The 20,758-nt window shown below is 65.0% G+C and carries 18 protein-coding genes and 2 pseudogenes; 6 read left to right on the top strand and 14 right to left on the bottom strand.

The window, feature by feature from the left end:
• From G4G93_RS35650 to G4G93_RS32895, 7 genes and pseudogenes are all read right to left on the bottom strand, one after another.
• A pseudogene (locus tag G4G93_RS35650) lies at positions 1 to 284 on the bottom strand (threonyl-trna synthetase); the annotation flags it as partial.
• Positions 285 to 390: 106 nt separating this feature from the next.
• Positions 391 to 3,645 carry an efflux RND transporter permease subunit gene (locus G4G93_RS32920; protein WP_165091476.1) on the bottom strand — a complete coding sequence of 1,085 codons (3,255 nt, stop codon included), beginning with the start codon at positions 3,643 to 3,645 and terminating at the stop codon, positions 391 to 393.
• A gap of 14 nt (positions 3,646 to 3,659) precedes the next feature.
• The gene (locus G4G93_RS32915) at positions 3,660 to 4,946 is read right to left on the bottom strand and encodes an efflux RND transporter periplasmic adaptor subunit (RefSeq protein WP_165091475.1); all 1,287 of its coding nucleotides are present in this window, start codon (positions 4,944 to 4,946) and stop codon (positions 3,660 to 3,662) included.
• Positions 4,947 to 5,524: 578 nt separating this feature from the next.
• Positions 5,525 to 6,088 (bottom strand): MgtC/SapB family protein, encoded by a 564-nt coding sequence (locus tag G4G93_RS32910; RefSeq protein WP_165091474.1) that lies wholly within the window; start codon positions 6,086 to 6,088, stop codon positions 5,525 to 5,527.
• A 158-nt stretch (positions 6,089 to 6,246) separates the two neighbouring features.
• A complete protein-coding gene (locus tag G4G93_RS32905; RefSeq protein WP_165091473.1) occupies positions 6,247 to 6,933 on the bottom strand; it encodes a ZIP family metal transporter in 687 nt (228 codons plus the stop codon).
• 68 nt (positions 6,934 to 7,001) lie between these two features.
• Positions 7,002 to 7,916 carry a cation diffusion facilitator family transporter gene (locus G4G93_RS32900; RefSeq protein WP_165091472.1) on the bottom strand — a complete coding sequence of 305 codons (915 nt, stop codon included), beginning with the start codon at positions 7,914 to 7,916 and terminating at the stop codon, positions 7,002 to 7,004.
• 246 nt (positions 7,917 to 8,162) lie between these two features.
• Positions 8,163 to 8,636, bottom strand: coding sequence for a hypothetical protein (locus G4G93_RS32895; RefSeq protein WP_165091470.1), 474 nt, complete (start codon positions 8,634 to 8,636; stop codon positions 8,163 to 8,165).
• A 221-nt stretch (positions 8,637 to 8,857) separates the two neighbouring features.
• Between G4G93_RS32895 and G4G93_RS32890 the strand changes: the two genes are divergently transcribed.
• The gene (locus G4G93_RS32890) at positions 8,858 to 9,136 is read left to right on the top strand and encodes a hypothetical protein (RefSeq protein ID WP_165091469.1); all 279 of its coding nucleotides are present in this window, start codon (positions 8,858 to 8,860) and stop codon (positions 9,134 to 9,136) included.
• 137 nt (positions 9,137 to 9,273) lie between these two features.
• On the opposite strand, the gene G4G93_RS32885 is transcribed toward G4G93_RS32890, so the two are convergent.
• Positions 9,274 to 9,528 carry a hypothetical protein gene (locus G4G93_RS32885; RefSeq protein WP_165091468.1) on the bottom strand — a complete coding sequence of 85 codons (255 nt, stop codon included), beginning with the start codon at positions 9,526 to 9,528 and terminating at the stop codon, positions 9,274 to 9,276.
• A gap of 96 nt (positions 9,529 to 9,624) precedes the next feature.
• Positions 9,625 to 10,040, bottom strand: a pseudogene (locus tag G4G93_RS36860) (ATP-binding protein).
• 253 nt (positions 10,041 to 10,293) lie between these two features.
• Between G4G93_RS36860 and G4G93_RS32875 the strand changes: the two are divergent.
• The gene (locus G4G93_RS32875; RefSeq protein WP_165091466.1) at positions 10,294 to 10,890 is read left to right on the top strand and encodes a PepSY domain-containing protein; all 597 of its coding nucleotides are present in this window, start codon (positions 10,294 to 10,296) and stop codon (positions 10,888 to 10,890) included.
• A 48-nt stretch (positions 10,891 to 10,938) separates the two neighbouring features.
• Here the strand turns inward: G4G93_RS32875 and G4G93_RS32870 are convergent, their stop codons facing one another.
• Positions 10,939 to 12,240 (bottom strand): sodium:proton exchanger, encoded by a 1,302-nt coding sequence (locus G4G93_RS32870; RefSeq protein WP_165091464.1) that lies wholly within the window; start codon positions 12,238 to 12,240, stop codon positions 10,939 to 10,941.
• Between the two features lie 47 nt (positions 12,241 to 12,287).
• A complete protein-coding gene (locus G4G93_RS32865; protein WP_246737169.1) occupies positions 12,288 to 12,839 on the bottom strand; it encodes a DedA family protein in 552 nt (183 codons plus the stop codon).
• Positions 12,840 to 13,075: 236 nt separating this feature from the next.
• Between G4G93_RS32865 and G4G93_RS32860 the strand changes: the two genes are divergently transcribed.
• The 4 genes from G4G93_RS32860 (at position 13,076) to tnpC (ending at position 17,087) form a co-directional block, all read left to right on the top strand.
• On the top strand, positions 13,076 to 14,614 hold the full coding sequence (locus G4G93_RS32860; protein ID WP_165091462.1) for a phospholipase D-like domain-containing protein: 1,539 nt from the start codon (positions 13,076 to 13,078) through the stop codon (positions 14,612 to 14,614).
• Positions 14,615 to 14,732: 118 nt separating this feature from the next.
• Entirely contained in the window at positions 14,733 to 15,107 is a 375-nt protein-coding gene (gene tnpA / locus G4G93_RS32855; protein ID WP_165091461.1) for an IS66-like element accessory protein TnpA, read from the top strand.
• Positions 15,104 to 15,451, top strand: a complete 348-nt coding sequence (gene tnpB / locus G4G93_RS32850) for an IS66 family insertion sequence element accessory protein TnpB (protein WP_165091459.1) — start codon at positions 15,104 to 15,106, stop codon at positions 15,449 to 15,451. The genes tnpA and tnpB overlap by 4 nt, the downstream gene beginning before the upstream one ends.
• 79 nt (positions 15,452 to 15,530) lie before the next feature.
• The gene (gene tnpC / locus G4G93_RS32845) at positions 15,531 to 17,087 is read left to right on the top strand and encodes an IS66 family transposase (protein WP_099957694.1); all 1,557 of its coding nucleotides are present in this window, start codon (positions 15,531 to 15,533) and stop codon (positions 17,085 to 17,087) included.
• 12 nt (positions 17,088 to 17,099) lie between these two features.
• Here tnpC and G4G93_RS32840 read toward each other — a convergent pair whose 3' ends face one another.
• From G4G93_RS32840 to G4G93_RS32830, 3 genes are all read right to left on the bottom strand, one after another.
• A complete protein-coding gene (locus G4G93_RS32840; RefSeq protein ID WP_276330954.1) occupies positions 17,100 to 17,258 on the bottom strand; it encodes a flagellar basal body rod C-terminal domain-containing protein in 159 nt (52 codons plus the stop codon).
• 98 nt (positions 17,259 to 17,356) lie between these two features.
• The gene (gene flgB / locus G4G93_RS32835) at positions 17,357 to 17,740 is read right to left on the bottom strand and encodes a flagellar basal body rod protein FlgB (protein ID WP_099957696.1); all 384 of its coding nucleotides are present in this window, start codon (positions 17,738 to 17,740) and stop codon (positions 17,357 to 17,359) included.
• A 732-nt stretch (positions 17,741 to 18,472) separates the two neighbouring features.
• Positions 18,473 to 20,614, bottom strand: a complete 2,142-nt coding sequence (locus tag G4G93_RS32830) for a carbohydrate porin (protein ID WP_165091482.1) — start codon at positions 20,612 to 20,614, stop codon at positions 18,473 to 18,475.
• Positions 20,615 to 20,758: the final 144 nt, after the last annotated feature.

The raw sequence follows: 20,758 nt of genomic DNA, 5'->3' as shown, positions 1-20,758 counted from the left end.
TCGTACTTTGCAGCCAGGTCGGTTTGTGAGAACGCCTGGCTGACCCAGATAACTTGCTGAAGGCCCTCGTCCTGGCAGACTTCGAGCACGACCTGCTGTGTGTCCCGCCCGGATGCCGGCAGTTTGTCATGGAAGTAGAACAGAGCCGTTATATTGGCCTCGCGGTCGACCATTGAGGGCCGCGGTACGGTCGTCACAGGACCCCAAGACAGCCCGAACGGAGCCTCCGCGGCCTGTGTGGCGACCTTGCCGCTCGACCAGAGAAAAGCCACCGCGAGTACCAAGTAGATCCTCCTTCGTCCCGCACCGCTGCTCTCGAAAGTGGTGCGGTGCGGGCCGGGTCCTGGACTTCGCCTGAGACTTGAGGGCTTCCCGAGGGACATGACCGTCTCACTCTGCGGCTGACCTGAGCGGTGGATAGGCGCGATCTTTGGCTTCTTTCACTGAAGGTGTCGGGGTCTCCCTGCCGCCAAAACGTGCGTAGAGCGCCGGCAGCACGATGAGCGTGAGCAAGGTCGCGCTGATCAAGCCGCCGATCACCACGGTCGCCAGCGGGCGCTGGACCTCGGCGCCCGTCTCGGTGGCGAGCGCCATCGGCACGAACCCGAGCGAGGCCACCAGAGCCGTCATGGCAACGGGGCGAAGGCGGGTCATCGCTCCCTCCAGGATGGCCTCGCGCCGGGGTCGCCCCTCGGCCATGAGCTGCTTGATGAAAGTCAGCATCACGAGACCGTTGAGCACCGCCACGCCCGAGAGCGCGATGAAGCCGACCGCGGCCGGCACCGAGAACGGCATGCCGCGCAGCCACAGGGCCGCGATGCCGCCGGTCAGCGCCAGCGGCACCGCGCTGAACACCAGAAGCGCGTCCCGGGGTGAGCCCAGGGCCGAGTAGAGCAGCAGGAAGATCAGGAAGAAGCAGACCGGCACCACGATCATGAGCCGCTGCCGGGCCGAGGCGAGGTTCTCGAACTGCCCGCCCCAAGCGACGTAGTAGCCTGACGGCATTTGCACTTGGCGCGCGACCTTGGCTTGAGCTTCGGCCACAAGCGAGCCGATGTCGCGCCCGCGCACGTTCGCCGTGACCACGACGCGCCGCTTGCCATTCTCGCGGGAGATCTGGTTTGGCCCTTCCGTGACCTCAAATCTCGCCACCTGCTTCAGGAGCACCGAGGCAGCACGCCCATTCGCGCCGGGTGGCAGCGCGACAGGTAGGTTTTCGAGAGCCTCGCGATCTTCGCGCACCTTGTCGGTGAGCCGCACTACGATGGGGAAGCGGCGGTCGCCCTCGAAGACGACACCCGCGTCCTTGCCGCCGATGGCCGCTCCGATGACCTCCTGGATGGCCCCGGTGCTGAGCCCCAGGCGCGCGGCCTCTGTCTTGTTGATCTTGATCTCGAGGAAAGGCAGGCCTTGCGTCTGCTCGACCTTGACGTCCTCCGCGCCTTGTGTGCTCCGCAGGATCGCGGCGATCTGATTGGCTACCTTGAGCATCGGCTCGAACTCCTCGCCGAAGACCTTCACGGCGAGATCGCCCCGGGTGCCGGCGAGCAATTCGTTGAAGCGCAGTTGGATCGGTTGGGAGAATTCGAACACGTTGCCCGCGAGCTCACCCACCGCCTTCTCGATCTGCTCTTGGAGCTCGGCTTTGGACAGCTCCGGATCCGGCCACTCGTCCTGCGGCTTGAGAATAACGAAGGTGTCCGACGAGTTCTGCGGCATCGGGTCGGAGGCAACCTCGGCCGTGCCGGTCTTCGAGAAGACGTAGGCCACTTGCGGGAACTTCGCGACCGCCTGCTCGACCTTGAGTTGCATGGTCTGCGACTGCGACAGAGAGGTCGAGGGGATACGCAGCGCGTTCATCGCGATGCTCTTCTCGTCCAGCGTCGGGATGAACTCCGCCCCGAGCCGGGTGAAGAGCAGGCCTGCCCCGACCAGCAGCAGGAGGGCGGCCCCGATGAACGCCATCGGGGCGCGCACGGCGCCCACGAGTGCAGGGCGGTAGGCCGCCTTCAAACCGCGGATGATGAGGTTGTCCTTCTCGGTGACCTTGCCGGTGATGACGATGGCGATCATCGCCGGCACAAAGGTGAGCGACAGGACGAAGGCGGCGACCAGTGCGATGATGACGGTCAGCGCCATCGGCTCGAACATCTTGCCCTCGACGCCCGTGAAGGTGAGGAGTGGCACGTAGACGAGGATGATGATCGCCTGCCCGAACAGCGACGGCTTGATCATCTCCTCGGCCGAGGCCCGCACCGTAGCAAGCCGCTCTTCAAGGTCGAGCTTGCGCCCGAGCTCGTGCTGCTTTTCTGCCAAGTGCCGAAGTGAATTCTCGGCGATGATGACTGCGCCGTCGACGATGAGGCCGAAGTCGAGCGCGCCGAGCGACATCAGGTTGGCCGAGATCCGCGCCTCGACCATGCCGGTCATGGTCATCAGCATGGCGACCGGGATGACGAGCGCCGTGATGATGGCGGCGCGAATGTTGCCGAGCAGCAGGAACAGAATGACGATGACGAGCGTCGCGCCCTCGGCGAGGTTCCTGGCCACGGTCTTGACAGTGGCCTCGACCAGCAGCGTCCGGTTGAGCACCGTCTGGACCTCGATGCCGGGCGGGAGCGAGCGTCGGATCTCATTCATCTTGGCGTCGACTGCGGCCGCGACCGTGCGGCTGTTCTCGCCGATGAGCATCAGGGCGGTGCCGACCACGACCTCCCGGCCGTTCTCGCTACCGGAGCCGGTGCGTAGATCCCGCCCGATGCGGACCTCGGCGATGTCCTTGATCCGGACCGGCACGCCCCCCCGGGTGGTGACGACCACGTTGCGGATGTCGTCCATGCTCTCCAGCCGGCCGGCCGAGCGCACGACATAGCCCTCGCCGTTGTCCTCCAGGTAGCGGGCGCCCTGGTTGGCATTGTTGGCCTGGAGCGCTCGAGCGACGTCGCCGAAGGACAGGTCCAGGGCGGTCAGCTTCGCCGGATCTGGCTGGACGTGATACTGCTTCTCGTAGCCGCCGATGCCATCGACGCCGGCCACGCCAGGCACCGTCTTGATCTGCAGGCGGATGATCCAGTCCTGGATCGTACGCAGATAGGCCGAGCGCTCCAGCTCGGTCGTGAGCCGCTGGCCCTCCGGCGTCAGGTAACTGCCGTCGGATTGCCAGCCCGGCTTGCCATCGACGACGGGCGCACCTTCGTCGGGCTTCTTGTAGTTCACCGTCCACATGTAGACTTCGCCCAGGCCTGTCGAGACGGGACCCATCTGCGGCTCGGCCCCGGGCGGCAACTCGTCCTTCACCTGGGACAGACGCTCGGCGACCTGCTGGCGGGCGAAGTAGATGTCGAGCTTCTCCGCGAATACAGCGGTGACTTGCGAGAACCCGTTGCGTGACAGGGAGCGGGTGTATTCCAGGCCCTTGATGCCGGCGAGCGCGGTCTCGACCGGGTAGGTGACCTGCTTCTCAATGTCGACTGGGGAGTAGGACGGTGCGACTGTGTTGATCTGCACCTGATTGTTGGTGATGTCCGGGACCGCATCGATGGGCAGCTTCGTCAGCGAGTAGACGCCGAAGCCCGCCGCGAGCAGGGACAGGAGAACCACCAGCCAGCGCTGGTGCACGGAGAAGTCGAGGATGCGGCTGATCATGACTACCCTCCCGCTCAGTCGTGGTGCTCGGCTTCGCCCTTGCCGAGCTCAGCCTTGAGGAGGAAAGTGTTCTTGACCGCGATCTCGTCACCGGAGGACAGCCCGGACACGATCTCGACGGACGTGTCGTCCGCCTTGCCGGTCTTGACGTCGCGGCGCTCGAAGCCCTCGGGCGTGCGCACAAAGGCAACCTTCTCGCTGCCCATGGTCTGGAGCGCATCGCGCGGCACCAGCACTTTCACGTCGTCCTGCCCGATCTGGATCTCTGCCGTGACAAAGGTGCCCGGTCGCCAGCTGAAATCCTGGTTGGGTAGGGCGGCAATGACCCGAGCGGAGCGTGTCTCGGCATTCAGGATGGGGCTGACGAAGATGATCTTGCCCTTCGCTCGTTGGCCGGCATCTTCGTCGCGGGGAGCGATCAGAACCCCAGCACCCTCCTTGACCTTGGCCAGGTCCGTAGTCGGCACCGCGAGCTCGACCCAGACGGTGGAGAGATCCGCCACTAGATAGAGGTCGGCGGGATCACCCTGGCCACCCACTGTCGTGCCGACGTCGACCTTGCGCTCGACCACGCGCCCTGTCAGTGGCGAGCGCAGCTCGTAGCGGCGCAAACTCGACTGGTTCGGTGTGGCCTCATCCTTCTTGGCGGCTGCGACCACCTCGTCCGCATTGAGGCCCAGCGCCGAGAGCTTCTGCCGGGCCAGGTTCAGCCGTAGCTGCGTCTCGGAATAAGTCGCGCGCGCCTGGAGGAACGTGGCCTCCGCCGAGATCCGTTTGTCCCAGAGCGCCTGCTGGCGGTCGTAGTTGGTCTTCTGCAACTCGGTGTTGACCGAGGCCGTCAGGTACTCGCTCTTGGCATCCGCCACCTCACGGCTGTCGAGGACGGCCACAACCTCGCCCTTCTTCACGGGGTCGCCGAGGCGCTTGAGCATCTCCGCGACGGTTCCAACGACCCGGGCTGGCACGCGCGCGATCCGGTCGGTATCCGGCGTGATCGTGCCCGGAGCCATCAGGTGCCGCGAGAGCGTACCACCTTGAACGGGTGCGACCGCGATCTCCTGGTTGGAGATCTGCTTCTCCGACATCTTGATTAGTCCCTCGGCGGCGTGAGTCTCTGCCTTCTCGCCCGCGGGCTTCCCCACTTCTGCTTTCGAGGACTCCGCTTGGCTGTCCACCGCAGGCTCCGCCCTCGTCAGACCCGTCGCCGCCAAAGCCCCTTGGACGATCTGCGACACGCGTGGCACCGCACCACCGAGCGCGACGCCGGCTGCCAGCACAATCAAAATAAGAAATACGCGCATGGCGCTGACCTCGACTGGACCGTCGGATGGCTGCACTGGGGCGCGGCCGACCGGTCCCAAATCCCACATGATCCTAACGCCCAGCGCCTGGGGAAGGCGCGAGCGACCACACCCCACCCTTGCGGTGGGACGAAGTTAGGCCCGAGGAGGTCTGCGAAGGGGGCTGGCGGAGCGGGAGGCGAGCGGCTCGGCCTGGACGGGATAGGCGATCCTGTCAGCCGTCCGAAGAAGTTCAACCGTGTCCGGCTCGGCCCGCATCACCTGGTGACATCCGCAGTGGAGGTGGAGCAGAACGCCCCCGTCCGCTTTATCGTCCGAACTCGTTTCGCTTGGAGCTGGATGCGCTGAGAGCGTCAACAAGCCATCGCTGCGAAGAGGGCTTGCCGATGCGGGAGAGTCGGGAACGACGAGGCAGAATGCGAGCGCGAGGGCGACCAGGCATGCAACCACCGCACGTACCAACTCGCTCGTCCATGGGTGCCGCGGAGCATTCATCGCAGCCCTGATCTACGATCAACCGCACGCGGATACAAGGTCTGGCTCTCTGGAGAGGGAGCATTTCAAACCATGAGGTCGGATCAAGTCTCGCGGTCGCGGTGTTTTGGGGCCGCGGGCAGGGGGCGGTCTCGCGAAGCCGTTGAAAGCTGCGCTGTCGTGGGACTGCCCTCCTGGTCTGGAGCAGCCTCGTCACGCTCGCCCCCACCGCTGCGGCGTGCGGCCTGTTTCAACGGCACGAGGCAGCGCAGTGTGAGATAGGTGACGAGGCTCAGGATAGCAGCAATGTCGTAGAGGCCATAGCCTACCGCCGCTCCTAGCGCACCCGTCGCCCAGAGGCTCGCCGCTGTCGCAGTGCCGGAGGCACGGCCGGCATGTTTCAGGATCGCGCCGCCCCCGATGAAGCCTACGCCCGTGATCAAGCCCTCCAGGATGCGGGCCTGTCCCGTCGACTCCGCACCGAGCACGCGGATGGCGACCAGCACGAAGCCGCATGCGGCAACCGCCACAAGCGGGAAAGTCCGGATGCCAGCCGAGCGCTCCTCTTGCTCGCGATCCCAGCCGATCGGGACCGCGAGCGCATAGGCGATCGCGAGATTGACGACGTGTGACGCCACCTCCCAGACGCTGAGGACCGTAAACTTCATCGACGCGAGACCTCCTTTGATAAGGAATGTTGCTACTTTGTAGCACGCAGGCCGCGATCTCAATGTCAGATCCGGGCTCTGTGCGGAAAGGCCAAGTTTCATGGTACGCTGACCGGCTGCTGTCCGATCACGGGTTAGAAGCGGCGCGCAAATCGCCTTCAGGCAGCGATCTCCTCGATGATCAGCATGCCCAGGAAGCCGACGAAGAACATCGCCGTGGTCCAGGGCTGCTCCGGCACAGTATGTGCCTCCACGAGCAGCTCTTCCGTGACGAGATACAGAAGTGCAACGAGGGCGAAAGCAAAGAAGCCGGCAAGATAGGGACCGGGCAGAGCGCCAACCGGCGTACCCAGGACTGCGCCCAAAGGTAGCAGCAGCGCGAGGCTGGCGACAATGCCAATGACCCGAACCGCCGAGCCGCTTGTTTGCTTCAGTTCGGATGCGACCGCAAGCCCGAGAAACAGCACCTCGAGCGTGAGAGCACCTGTGAGCAGCAGGCCCTGCTTCGCCCCGGCTACAAAGCCGATGCCGAGCACGAGCCCGTCGACTAGAATATCGACACCAACTGTCACGATGAGGCCCAGAGATCCCTTCGCCCGCTCCCCCAAGCGCTTGATCAGGAGCATCACGGCGACGCCGATGGATCCGCCCACGATCACGGCAACCGGGGATTGCTGATGCTTGAGGTCGGGCAGGATCTCGCTCGCGACCGCAGCGAACAGAACACCGGCCGCAAGGTGCTGGACGGCGCTGGTGACCGAGGGGCGGGGCTGTCGCACGACGGCGACAGCAGCCCCCAGTATTGTGGCAACGGCCGGGATGAGCGTGTAGGTCCAAGCTGACATCGGGCCCTATAGTTCTGGTGTGTGGATAGAAATACGATGGCACGCGTCGCTGACCGGCTCAGGTCCGATCAGACATGCAGCGTTTTTTCCTCGGCCCGAAGTGCCGAATCCTCAACTTGGATCGTGACGTGATCAACTTTGAACTCGTTCGCTAGAATTTGCCGCGCCTGGCGCAGCACCGGAGCGACTTCATTCATCTGAGACACCACCAGGTGCCCACTCATCGCATCGAGGCCCGAGGTGATCGTCCAGACATGGAGATCGTGGACTGCTACCACACCGGGGATCTCGGCCAATCGACGCTGCAGGAGTGTGACGTCGACCTGCGGTGGCGTCCCTTCGAGTAGGATATGGGTGACTTGACTCAGCAGGCTCCAGGTCCGCGGCACGATGAACAGGCCGATGCCAGCTCCGACGATCGGATCGGCAAGCCGCCAGCCGGTCAACATCACGATCAGCGCAGCCACGATTACGCCGAGCGAGCCCAGCATATCGGAGAGAACCTCGAAGTAGGCGCCCTTGACGTTCAGGCTCTCCGACGAGCCGCCGGACAAGAGGCGCATGCTGATCAGGTTGACGATCAGGCCGACGGCCGCCACCGCCAGCATCGGGCCGCCGATGATCTCGGGTGGATCGACGAAGCGGCGGTAGGCCTCGTAGAGGATGTAGACGGTGAGAACCAGGAGCACGACGGCATTGGCCAGCGCCGAGAGGACCTCCGCACGCAGGTAGCCGTAGGTTCTCTGCGGTGTTGCGGGGCGTTCCCCGAAGCGGATGGCAAGAAGCGCCAGTGCGAGACCGCCCGCATCGGTGAGCATGTGGGCGGCATCGGCCAGAAGCGCGAGGCTGCCGGTGATCAAGCCCCCGATCACCTCCGCAGCCATGTAGGTCAGGGTCAGTCCGAGCGCCCAAACCAAGCGCCCGCGATGCCGTCCGGCAGCCGAGCTGCCGAGAGCCGCCCCGTGATCATGCCCTGCACCCATTCCAACACCTCCTTCTTTGGCTGAGCGATCACACCACCTCGGACAAGCGGCTGCGAGACAAACCTCATCGCCGCTCCCGCTCGAGGTGTAGCAATCGGAATAAGGTGCCGCAGGCCGAATTCTGCCTCCGCACCGGTGCGGTGAAAGCCGATCACGCTGGCCCAGCCTCCTTCATCGAGACTGAATTGATGTGATCCGTCGACCCGCACAGACGTTCGCCGCCGCGCGAGGTATGAACGAGCGCAATCACGCCGTCGCAGGCTCGATGCCTGCGCCCAGGCGCACGCTACCGCCGCCACTCGATATGCTGCCTGCGCGGAAGAAGCCGAGCAGGCGCAGAGCATTCGCGGTGACGATCATGGTCGCTCCGGTATCCGCCAGGATGGTGATCCACAGACCGGTGAACTCGAGCACGCTCGTGACGAGGAATACCGCCTTCAGGCCAAGCGCGATGGCGATGTTTTGACGGACGTTGGCCATGGCAGCCCGTGCCAGACGGATCATCTCCACAACGTCTGGGATCCGGCTTCTCACGAGCGCAGCATCGGTGGTCTCCAGCGACGCATCGGAGCTGGAGACCATCACCACGCCGACGCTTGCCGCGACGGCGCCTCGTTGATGCCGTCGCCCACCATCATCCGGCATCTGCTCGGTGCGGTACTCCAGCCCTAGGACGTTTGCAATGGCCGCGCCCGTGCGCGCATTGTCCTCGGAGAGCATGATCGGGCGGATGAAAAATCCTACAAATCGGCAATTGTCGATCTCGCATGTAGATCAGCACCGAAGTGAGTCCCAGGCCTGATCGAAAATAGGCCCTTGAAGCTATATTGGAAACGGACGTCGAGATGGGATCCCGATCAGCGCAGATCGGCTCCCACTCAGAACTCGCTTTTTGCTTTGAACCAAATGCGTCAGATTCATCCCTGATGTGAGCCACTTCGGTGCTGATCTACAATCAGGCCGGGGTCCTTGGCGCCCAGCTTATTCGGAGCGGCGCCGAGGGAAACGGCGAGTTCGGTCATGGCCGCCCCGGCGAGGCTGGTTACTGTCAAGCTGACGACCAGCGCCAGAACAAGCGCGAGCATGCGGACTGGGGTCGCCCACCAGCCCGCGGCCACCATGCCACACACGACAAGATCTCGATGCTGTCGAAGCCCGCCCCAGCATGGTGCTGGAGCGGGCCGATCACGGTGCGTGAGATGGGGGAAATTGCACCGTGACGGATGGGCCACAGACATGCAGCGGCTCGGCTGCGAGCGCATAGCCGATGCCTGCGGCGAGGAGCGTGAAAGCAATCAGCAGAGGCAGCATCCGCATGGTGGCGTTCCCTCCATCAAAGCGGCCTCACGCCATCGCGTCAATTCTTGCCGTGGCTGTGCCCGTGGTTGTGACCGTCCTTCTCGGAGTGCGCCGGCTTGCCGTCGGGGCTCTTCTCCTGCGCCTCGCCGACCCGTGGATCATCACGGTGAGCTGGCCCACCCGAGACGGAGCCGGTGTTCGGGACCGCGCGTTCCGGGTTCGACGCGTTGCCGTGCCCGTCTAAGGCAAAAGCGGGCACGATGGCGGTGGTCAGTCCTCCTGAGACGAGCGCGGCAGCCAGTATGCGGTTCATCGATCCGTCTCCAGCTTCGGTGCGGCAGTGGCCGCGTCCAACAGTGATGTATCCGAGCCGTTTGTCTTCCAGTCGCCGCCTTCGTGACAAAGTGTGTCAGCCGCTGGGATCGACCCGGGGCAAGCGGATCTCTGCCCGTAGACTGCCCTCGGGCCTATTGGCTAGGTGGAGCGTGCCCTCCTCGGCCTCGACGGCGCACTTCGCGATGGTCAGCCCGCGTCCTGTTCCGCTCCTGTTGCGATTGCGCGAGCCCTCCAACCGGGTGAAGGGCTCAAAGGCGGGGCAACGTCTCCGGACGGGATACCCGGACCGTCGTCGTCGACCCGCATGATCAAAGTGGTCGCTTCGATCCTCAAGTCGATCCGTGCTCGCGAGCCGTAGCGCACCCCATTGTCAACGAGGTTCTCCATCGCCCGCCGGAAGGCGACCGGTCCTACCGTTGCCCCTACGCCGACACCGTACTCGTGCGCCTGGGTCACTGGATCACCGACTACAACGAACACCTTCTCCATCGAGGGCTCGGCATGCGCTCGCCTCGCGAGTTCATCCGTGCTCAAAAGCAGCTTGCCTCGTGTCCGGTCTGACGGGGGCAACCCCACGTTCGCGGCCCCTGTTTGAACGCGCAAGCCCTGCACGCAGTGCCGCGCAATCGTCCCGTACATGACACCTCCGCCATGCTGCGGAGCCGCCGTTGCGAACTGTCCGGACAGTCCCGCGTTGTGGCCGCACAGCTTCGCGGCTGCCCATCAATCGACAGGAGACCTCATGTCCCGGATCGCCCTCTCCCTCGCGCCTCTCCTTCTTCTCACCGGCTTCGCAGCGGCTCAGACGAGCCCCACGACGCCTGCGTCGCCCCAGAGTCCTACGGCTGCTCCGCGCGGCAATGCGGAGGCTGCCCATGGGACTAAGGGTCACAGGGAGCGCGAGCACGAGGGCCTGCAAAACGTCAAGGTCTCTCTTGCCCAGGCCCTCGGCACGGCCGAGAGCAAGGGACCGGGCCGAGCGATCGAGGCGGACTTCGAGAACGAGGGCGGGAAGCTGTACTATGAGATCAAGGTGCTGGGTAGCGACGGCAAGCTCATCGATCACCACATCGATGCGAATTCCGGTCAGGTGATCAAGAGCGACAACCACCCGATCGAGAGTTGGTTCGTCCGTTTGAAGCCCGCCGACGTGCAGAGTGCCCCCACGACGCTGAAGCAGGCGGTCGCGACCGCCGAGCAGAAGGCGGGCGGAAAAGCGGCCGAGGCGCAGATCGAGCGCGAGGCCAGCAGCGTGCAGTACAAGGTCACGGTCATGACTGGCAGCCAGTCGCAGGAGATTGTGGTGGGCGCCGACGGGAGGATCATGCCGAACAAGTAGGCGTGGGTTGGCCGGGCGGAGGTTTGCGCTCCGCCCGGATCAGAGCGTTCAGCGAGCCGCGGCCGGGGGGCGGTCCTCCCTCGCAGGCGCGCTGTCCTCGGTTTGCAGCCCCTCTGTGAGGAGACCGGACGGTGCCCCAGTGATGGCACTGCGCAGGAGCGCGGCAAGCCGGCGTCCATCGACCAGGAACAGGATGCCCGCCAGCCCGAGATAGAGCCAAGCAAGCCAGGTCAGCGTCGCGATCGTGCGGGCCTCATCGTTGCGGTAGACGAACGCCAGTCCGACCTGGACGGCGAACAGCCCGGCCAGCGCGAGCGCGGACCGGAAGCCGAGGCGAAGCCGAAGCAGCAGCGCGATGCCGAACAGGGACTGTGCCGCGGTGAGGAAGAACTCCTCACCCTGGCGGGCATCGAGCGGCAGGGGACTGAGCGAGCCCGCCCCGACACTGAGCGCCAGGGGCAGCATGCCCACCAGCAAGGTCCACTGATTGATCTTGTCGCTGATCATGGCGGTCAGTCCGTCGCCGGCCCGGTTGGCCCGCACGAACAGCACGGCCACCGCGATGGCGGGGGCTTCGCTGGCCAGCGGCGCCAGCCACTGGATCAGCAGGAACTCGTTAAGCCCGATGGCGCGTCCGGTGCTGACCATCGCCTCGGCGAAGGGCTCGGCGGAGGCCAGGATCACGACACCGGCAAACGCCACGAGCCCCGCGATGGCGGCCCATTGTGCGCCGGAAGAGAGGCTGTTCAGGGCAGCGGCTGGGCCCGGCTCCTCCACCTCATCCGGACTGTCGCTCTTTTCCAGGTTGCGCACGCGCCAGACATAAGCGCCGAAGATGGCGGCTAGGATCAGGAAATCGACGAGCGAAATGCTGCGCTTGAGTAGAATGACGAAGGCGTACAGGCTCGCCAGCAGCAGGAAGCCGATCTCGGTCGCGTTGCCGGGGGCGAGATCGACCGAACGGTGGCGGTCCTTGGCCCAGTGCAGCACGACCATGAGCGGCCAGGCCAAGCCGACGAGCATGCGGTTGGCCCCGGTCATGTTGGCGGCCGCGTACTGGACGTATTGCGACTGAGGGCCGGAGACACCCGCCATGTAGGCGTAGTAGATGTCGACCGCGTATTCCGGCAGCACCGTCACCAGGGCGACCGCGGCCAGGATCAGACCCTGCGAGATGTGTGCCTCGGCCGTCTCCGCGCCCCAGGAGAGCAGGAAGCCGGCCGCCAGGATCGCGACCCCGAATGCGGCGACGTCGACGAAGGGGCTCGGCCGCCAGCCGACCAGGCGTAGCACCAGCGCCGGCAGGGTCGCCGCGACGGCAAGGGCGACCAGGAGCAGAAATCGTTTCATGCCGGTGATCTCCTTAGAACCGGGCGCTCCTTGCTGTGCTGCGCGCTTCAGCCCTGCACACCGGCTCTCCGGTTGAAGGTCAGGACGCGGTAGAGGTACAGCGCGAGCGCGAGGATCAGCACACCGTTCCCGATCGGCTCGATGAAGCCGGCGACGGCGCGATAGTCCGCGCCCAAGCGATAGCCGGCCGTGGCCAGCAGGCCGGTCCAGATCGCGCTTCCCATGGTGGAATAGGCCAGGAAGGGCACGAGCGGCATGCCGGCGACGCCGGCCGGAACCGAGATCAGGCTCCGCACGCCCGGGATCATGCGGCCGAGAAAAACCGCGCCACCGCCGTGGCGGACAAACCAAGCGCTAGCGCGTTCAACCTCGGCCGGGCTCAAGGTCAACCAGCGCCCGTGCCGGGCGGCAAAGCGCAGCAGGCGCTCGTGCCCGAGCCGGCGGCCAACCCCGTACCAGATCAGGGCACCCGCGAGCGACCCGGCCGTGCCACTGATGACCACGCCCACGAAACTGGTCTGCCCGCGTGCCGAGACGAAGCCGGCAAGCGGCATGACGAGTTCCGAAGGGATCGGCGGGAAGACGTTGTCGAGGAGCATCAGCAGGAAAACGCCGAGTGAGCCGCCGCGCTCGATCGTGGCGAGGATCCAGTCGAACAGGGCACGTCTCCCCTCGAGCTTGCCGGACGAAGCTGCAGGCCGGTCTCGGCGTGGGTCACAGCGGGAACGCGTCCGGGCGACATGGGTTCACGCGGCAGCGTTCCCGTTCTAGCTCAGAGTCCGGTTCCAGCGGCCAGACCGGCGGCGATCGGGCCAGGAGAGAGCAAGGTCCAGCGATGCACCATCCGTCGCATACAGCGCCCGCGCTCGCGGGCAGCGAGGGGCTACTGCAGCCCGGCCGGACGTGCTGGCGGGTCGAGCGGGCGGCGCGCTTCGCCCCGATCGTCGACGCGGCGGACTACTTCGCCCACCTGCGCAGCGCCCTCCTGCGCGCCCAGCATTCTGTTCTGTTCGTCGGCTGGGAGTTCGACACCCGCATCAAGCTCGATCCCGATCACCCGATAGCGGGCCTGCCAGAGGAACTCGGGCCGTTTCTGTCTGCTCTCGTCGAACGCCGCTCCAGCTTGAGCATCCGGGTGCTGCAGTGGAACTTGGGCATCCTCGGCACGCTGGCGCGTGGCACGACGCCCCTCTATCTGCTGAACTGGATGCGCGCCCGACGCTTCCAATTCCGGCTCGACAGCGCCCATCCGGTCGGCGCCTCGCATCACCAGAAGATCGTGGTGATCGACGACGTGCTCGCCTTCTGCGGCGGCATCGACATGACGGACGATCGCTGGGACACCCGCGCGCACGCCGACGGGGATGTGCGCCGAGTGCGCCCATCGGGACGCGCCTATGCGCCGTTCCACGACGCCACAGTGGCGGTCGACGGTGCTGCGGCTGCCGTGCTCGGTGCTCTGGCGCGGGAGCGTTGGTATCGGGCCACTGGCGAGCGACTTACGCCGCCTGACCGAACCGATCACGATCCCTGGCCCGACAGTCTGACTCCGGTGCTGCGCGACGTGGAGGTCGGGATCGCCCGCACCGAGCCACCCTATCAGGGCCGTCCTGGCGTGCGCGAGATCGAACAGCTCTACCTCGCCTGCATCGCGGCGGCGCGGCACACGCTCTACGTCGAGAGCCAGTACTTCGCCTCGCGCTGCATCGCCGAGGCGATGGCGGCGCGGCTGGGAGAGCCCGACGGACCCGAGGTCGTCGTCGTCAATCCCGACCGTGCCATGGGCTGGCTGGAGGAGACAGCCATGGGGCGCGGGCGCAGCCGTGTCTTGGCGCATCTCCGGTCCGCGGACCGCTTCGGGCGCTTCCGCCTCTACCGCCCCGTGACGGCAGCCGGCCAGCCGATCTACGTTCATGCCAAGGTGTTGATCGTCGATGATCGCCTGCTGCGGATCGGCTCGTCGAACTTGAACAATCGCTCGATGGGCCTCGACACGGAATGTGATCTCGCCGTCGAAGCGGTGCGCGAACCGGTAACCGCACAGACAACAGCGGCAGCGATCATCGGCTTGCGCGATGCGCTTCTCGGCGAGCACCTCGGCGTCGCGCCAGACGACATCGCTCGCACTCTGGCTCGTACAGGTTCGCTGATTGCGACGATCGAAGCGTTACGCGGAGGTCGCGGGCGCACCTTGGTTCCCTTTGAAGTACTAGCCGCAGGAACAATGCAGCCTTTGAGCGAGGGCGAGCTTCTCGATCCCGAGCAGCCTGAGCCGGTCTGGAGAGCTATGCTGCACGCGCTTGCCGATCGGCCTCGCCGTCGCGCTCATCCGCAGGGACACGGCCCGGGACGGAAGGGCGTCTCAAGCGAATGACAGTTCTTAGACTTTAAGCAGTAAGCGCTCGGTGAAGGCCGCCTTGTGTCTGTAGTGCTTTGCTCTGGATACAGTGTCTGGCGTCAGATGGCGCTGTATCGGCCCTGTGTCTGGACCTATGACCAACTCTCCTCATGTCGTCGTTGCGGGCACGCGCCGCGTCTGGTCGCCCGAGCAGAAGCGCATCATCCTGGCCGAGGCGGACGATCCCGGCACGACCGCCTCGGAGGTCGCCCGCCGGCACGGTCTGCACTCCAGCCTGCTGTTCCGATGGCGGCGCGCCTTGCTGGCCGAGCGACAGGCCTCGGCTGCGGCTGCCCCGCCAAGCTTCATCCCGCTCGCCCTGCCGCCTCCGGCCACGACGGCAGACGACGTGCCGGCCAGGTCGGGCCTGATCGAGATCGAGCTGTCGGGCGGGCACCGGGTGCGGGCCGCAGCCGGAGCGGACCTGACGCTCCTCCAGGGCGCGATCGCCGCGCTGCTCGGCCGATGATCCCCGTCCCGTCCGGCTCGCGCGTCTGGCTGGCCACCGGGCACACCGACATGCGCAAGGGGTTCGACGGGCTGGCCGCCCTCGTCCAGGACCATCTGGCGCGCGATCCGTTCTCGGGCCAGGCCTTCGTGTTCCGCGGGCGGCAGGGCCACCTGATCAAGGTGCTGTGGTGGGACGGCCAGGGCCTGTGCCTGTTCGCCAAGCGCCTGGAGAAGGGGCGCTTCGTCTGGCCGTCCACCGCCGGTGCCGCTGCTGCATTGACGCCGGCCCAGCTCGCCATGCTTCTGGAGGGGATTGACTGGCGTGCGCCGCTGCGCACCGACCGGCCGACGATCGCGGGCTGAGAGCGGCAGACTACCGAGGCGGCTACGTCGGGTGCCAGAACCGGTGGCGACGGCCCTTGGCGAGAGCTAAGCTGTTGGCATGGCTCTCGATCTTGCGACGCTGCCCGACGACGTCAACGCGCTCAAGCGTCTGATCGTCGGCCTGGCGCGCGAGGCGGTCCATGCCAGCACCCTGATCGAGAAGCTGCGTGGCGAGCTCGCCCGGCTGAAGCGGGCGCGGTTCGGCACCTCGTCCGAGAAGTTCGGCCCGCGCCTCGAGCAGCTCGAACTGGCCATCGAAGCGCTGGAGGTCGACGAGGCCGAGCGTCTGGCCGGCGCGTTGGTCGTCGCCGAGGCGAGGGAGGCCGCACGGCTCAAGCCCGCCCGGCGGGACCTGCCGGCCCACCTGCCGCGCGAGAGCGTGGTCCACGCCGGTCCCTGCGCCTGCCCGGCCTGCGGCGGGAGCTTGCGCCGGATCGGCGAGGACGTCACCGAGAGCCTCGACTACGTGCCGGGCCGGTTCAAGGTCGTGCGTCACATCCGCGAGGCGTTCGCCTGCCGCGCCTGCGAGCAGGTGGTCCAGGCACCGGCTCCCCACCATGCGGTTCCCCGCGGGCGGGCTGGTCCGGGGCTCCTGGCCCACATCGCGGTGGCGAAGTTCGACGACCACTTGCCGCTGTATCGCCAAGCCGAGATCTATGCGCGCGACGGCGTCGATCTGGCGACCTCGACGCTCTCGGGCTGGCTCGGCGCGACCGCGGCCACGCTGCAGCCGCTGACCGAACTTCTGCGCCGGGAGGTGATCGGGGGCTCGGACGTCCTGCACGGCGACGACACGCCGATCCCGGTGCTGGCGCCCGGCACGGGCAAGACGAGCACCGGACGGCTGTGGACCTACGTCCGGGATGAGCGTCCCCACGGCGGCGCCCGCCCGCCGGCGGCGGTGTTCTTCGCCTCTCCCGACCGTCGAGGCGAGCGCCCGCTCGCCCACCTGGCGGCCTTCTCCGGCGTGCTGGTGGCCGACGGCTATGCCGGCTTCAACGGGCTGTACGAGGCCGGGCGTGCGGGCGGTGCCCTGACCGAGGCGGCGTGCTGGGCGCATGTGCGACGCAAGATCTTCGACGTGCACGCCGCGACGGGCTCGGCGCTTGCGGCGGAGGCGCTGGAGCGGATCGGGGCGCTCTACGGGGTCGAGCGCGACCTGCACGGCAAGCCGCCTGATGCTCGTACCCGCGAGCGACAAATGCGGTCGAAGCCGCTGGCCGAGGCGCTGAAGGCGTTTGCCGAGACGAGCCTGGCCCAGGTGCCGGGCCGGTCCGACCTGGCCAAGGCGCTACGCTATATGCTGGCGCGCTGGCCGGCGCTCATGCGAACCTTCGACGACGGCCGTCTCACCCTCGACAACAACGCGGCCGAGCGGGCGCTGCGCTGCGTGGCGGTCGGGCGCAAGAACTACCTGTTCGCGGGATCAGAGCTGGGCGCCGAGCGGGCGGCGGCGTTCTACACGCTGATCGAGACGGCGAAGATGAACGGGCTCGATCCCGAGGGCTACCTGCGCGATGTGCTCACGCGCATCGCCGATCATCCGGCCAAGCGCTTGGCCGATCTGCTGCCCTGGAACTGGATGCCGACCGGTAGAGCCGAGCAGGCCGCCTGACCAGTGGCTCCGTCACCGAGCGCTTACTTTAAGCAGGTCGATGGTGCGCCTGTTGAGGTCATCGAGCGTCGCAATCACCTTCAGATCGAACTCGTAGGTGCCCATGGCTGCGCGCAACCCAGCCATCTCAGTGACGGGATAGACGTTGGGCATCTCGAGATTGCCGCTCACATCGGCAGTGGGGTAGTCAGGGTGACTTCTGTCGAGGAGGCGGCGTTATCGGCCAAAACCTCTCAGCTTCGAACTTGGATGTGTGACAAGAATCACTATTATGCGCCCCTAATAGCAAGACTCAACATGCGATCAAACGCCTTTGTGACTCCGATATTAAGGTTATGCTGACGCGAAACATCGTTTGCCTTTAGCATCTCTTGCTCAAGACTGACGGCGCTTGACGTTTCTAGAACATCCCAGCCTTCCCGAGACTGCATTGTCCGCACAGGAGCATCGCTCGCCAAAATGCTGGTATGGGCAGAGGCCGTGACTGCCAATTCGAGGTGAGTCTGAGCCATCACCTGAGAAAATGGTACCACGTCCCTGGCCTTGTATCCCGGTGTGTTCGCGTTCGCGACATTACCCGCAATGGTTGCCTGCCGCACGGCAAGATAGCGTGCCTGCTTCGATGCCAGATCGAATAGGTAGACCTCAGTCATGTCGCTAGCTCCAAGCTTTGCACCAGGGTCGGAACGCGAGCCACGCGCGCTCCTCCAAACGAAGGTGTAGGTTCATAACCTTGCATGAGGCTGTAATGGTAGCGAGCAGAGTGCCGAAGAGCATCGCCTTGGTCTTGAGCGCGACGGTGGCGACGACGTAAGCGTTCGGTGAGGCTTCCTTTTACCCACATCCTGGCGATGTCCGCGCGACGGCGGCTCCGAGCGCAATGTCGGTGAGCCGTGCAAAGCCGCGCCACATGACGAGATTGCCGGGCGGCGGAGCGCGTGAGCGAGCGAGATAGCCGCCGAGGCTGCGGTCCATCTGTCCGACGAGCCGGTGCAGCCGCTGCTCGAGGCTGGCATCGGCGAACGTGCTTTCGGCGAGTTCCTCTTCCCATCAGCACCGTGTGGCAACGGGCATGGAACACCTCGTCGTCCAAGGGTTCAGAAGCCCTTCAATCACGGGTGACGCCGATCGCGCAACGATCCAAGCTTGACCCTGAGTGTAGGTAAAAGGAAGCATCGCCGAGAGCTTACTGTTTCGGAAGAGTGGCGTTTGATTCAATCCGCACCAAGCTCGGCGGCGCAGCCAGGGCCGGACTGGCTGCAGCACGGCGGCGCACACTACCAAAGCGCCACGCATACGCTTTGATCGCCCAACGCGCTGCATCCCAACAACATTCCGTTACCAAACAGGTAGAGTGGGAGAGTGACAGTATATCAATGGCCCGATCAGAAATCCGTGTGCAAACGCGCACTGAAGAAATGGGCAGGCCCACGATCTCTGTTGTAGCCCGGGTTTGCCACAAACTGATAATCCAGTGACAGTGCTACATCTCTGGTCAGGCTGACGGAGTAATACGTCTCCAGGATGGTCTCAGGCCTGTAGCGGAGCTGGCCCTCGCCGATGACGAGGCCCAGACCTCCCTTCGCGAAGAATTCCCTATGCGAGCGGGAGATGCCGTTGATCGCCGCCCCGATGCCGACGGCATCATCGGATCTTCCCCAGGTCGTGCCTTTGAGCGAGAAGCCGCCGGAGGCGCTACGGTCGATATCGGCGAAGGAGAGGCTCTCGTTGCGGCCATCAGAGGCACTGATACGCGCGAACATGCCAAGCGTTGGGCTCAAGGCCTGCTCAAGGTTGATATAGCCACCGCTCTTGTTGCGATTTTTCCGGTTCGCCAGTGCGGCCGTGTTCGCATCTGGGAATGCGACCGGATCCAAGCCCGTGAGCGTCACCGCTTCTCTGTAGTTTGCTGAGCGTCCCTCGTTCGAGAACGCTCCAAACCGGAGCCGGCCGGCTTGGTCGAGGACACTATAACGGACTTCGAGTTCGACATTCAGGCCACCTTTCTGAAGGATGCGTGGATCGAGAACATTACTGCTCGGCTCCTTTGGCACTTGCGCATAGGCGGCCCGGACTGCAAACTCCTTGCGGTTGTACTCGACGACTACGCCTTGCGTGTAGCCGGCAAGATTGGCGGGAAAGTCCCAGGCTGAGGAAGCCCAGAGCGCCCAGTTGAAGAAGTCGACGCGAGGATCGTGGGCATAGACGTTGCCATCGAAGAAGTCACCCATCGCGAACTTGCCAGCAACCACCGTGATCCGCTCCACATCACGCTGAGTTGCCACTTGGTTCGGCCCATCGAGCACATCTTCCGTCTCACCGCCGAGGCCGAAGGTCTGGCGCACAAAGTAGCGGCTTGAGCGCAGCTTCGGAAATGGCGCGCCGGCCTTCTGCGCCTCGCCGTTGACGAACCCTGCCACGCCAAGTGTCCGGCTTAGACCGAAGCCTTGACTGAACTCAGGGTTATAGTAGAACTCGGTTCCCTCCGTGATCTTAAAACCCAGGAAGGCGGTCGCCGTTGTTGTCTGCTGTGCCTGATGCGGCACAAGGCTCTGTGGCCCAAGGTAGGGCGAGCGGAAGCCTGATACGCCCTGAGCAACTAGCGTCGTTTGTCCGTGTAGCGAGAAGCGGCCGGTGTCGCCGTTGTCTGGGTCATGCAGAGCCGCCTCATGCGGTTCTGGGGACAGGCGCAAGCCTTCCGGGAACCACATCAGGCGCGCCATCATCTGGTGCGAGGTAAAGTTCGCTTGGGTCGTCACCGGCCCGCCCGTACTACCCGGCACGATACCAAAGCCAAAACGGCTGCTGTCACCTAGATCGATATAGCGGTAGTCGATACCAACGGCGAAATTCGGATGGATCGCGAACTGCGCGCCTGCACCCAGCGTAAAGCCGAGGTAGGACATATCCCGCTGGGAGGCTGCAGCTCCATTGCTGGCGAGATTTGGATAGCTCGCCAGGAAGCGTGCGTTCGCACCCGCTAGTCCGAAGGTTGCGTAGACGAGGTAGCGATCGAAGCTGTAGCCGAAGCGAGCCCGCAGCATGCCATAGAGATCGGTTTTGCCGCGGATCAGATTGAAGGCCGGATTGATGTCCGCGTAGCCGAACCCGGGCACCGTCGAGGCCACAGGCCGCTTCAGGTTCGCGCCATCAATACTGACCTCAAGGCCGTAAATCCAGGAGCCCTGCTGCCAGTTCCAGCCGCCGAAGACGCCACCGACAGCGGTGGTGGCCTCACGCCCTCGATCGCTCCGGCCTGTTGCATCGCCTGTTTTGAAGGCTGGAACAGCGCCTGCGCCAATCGTAGTCGGACCGAAGTTGTAGGCTCCATAAGAACCACCGGCGCTGCCCTCGATGCCAGCGTAGCCCCCCGACCAGCCGACGAAGGCTGGGAGTAAAGACGAGCGCGGTTCTACGGCCGTTCGATCAGCAGCTCGCCCAGGTGACACGGCATTGATGACTATCGCTAGGACGCTAAAAACTGTAGCGATCGGCGCTCGTCTGGGTGCGGAAAAACAGCGTCGCATTTGTGATTGGACATTATAATTCATCAGATGCTACATCGATTAGCGCACACAAACCTGACGAGCCAAGCTTCGGCCAAACTCTTAATTTTACCACCCCCTTCACCAAAATTCCTTGAAATTCACTCCATGAGTGATGTCAGCCAT

This window comes from Methylobacterium sp. DB0501, from assembly GCF_011043735.1.
In the GTDB taxonomy this organism is placed as follows: domain Bacteria; phylum Pseudomonadota; class Alphaproteobacteria; order Rhizobiales; family Beijerinckiaceae; genus Methylobacterium; species Methylobacterium alsaeris.
Note: the sequence above shows the minus strand (reverse complement) of the source record. Positions and strands in the feature narration are given on the sequence as shown.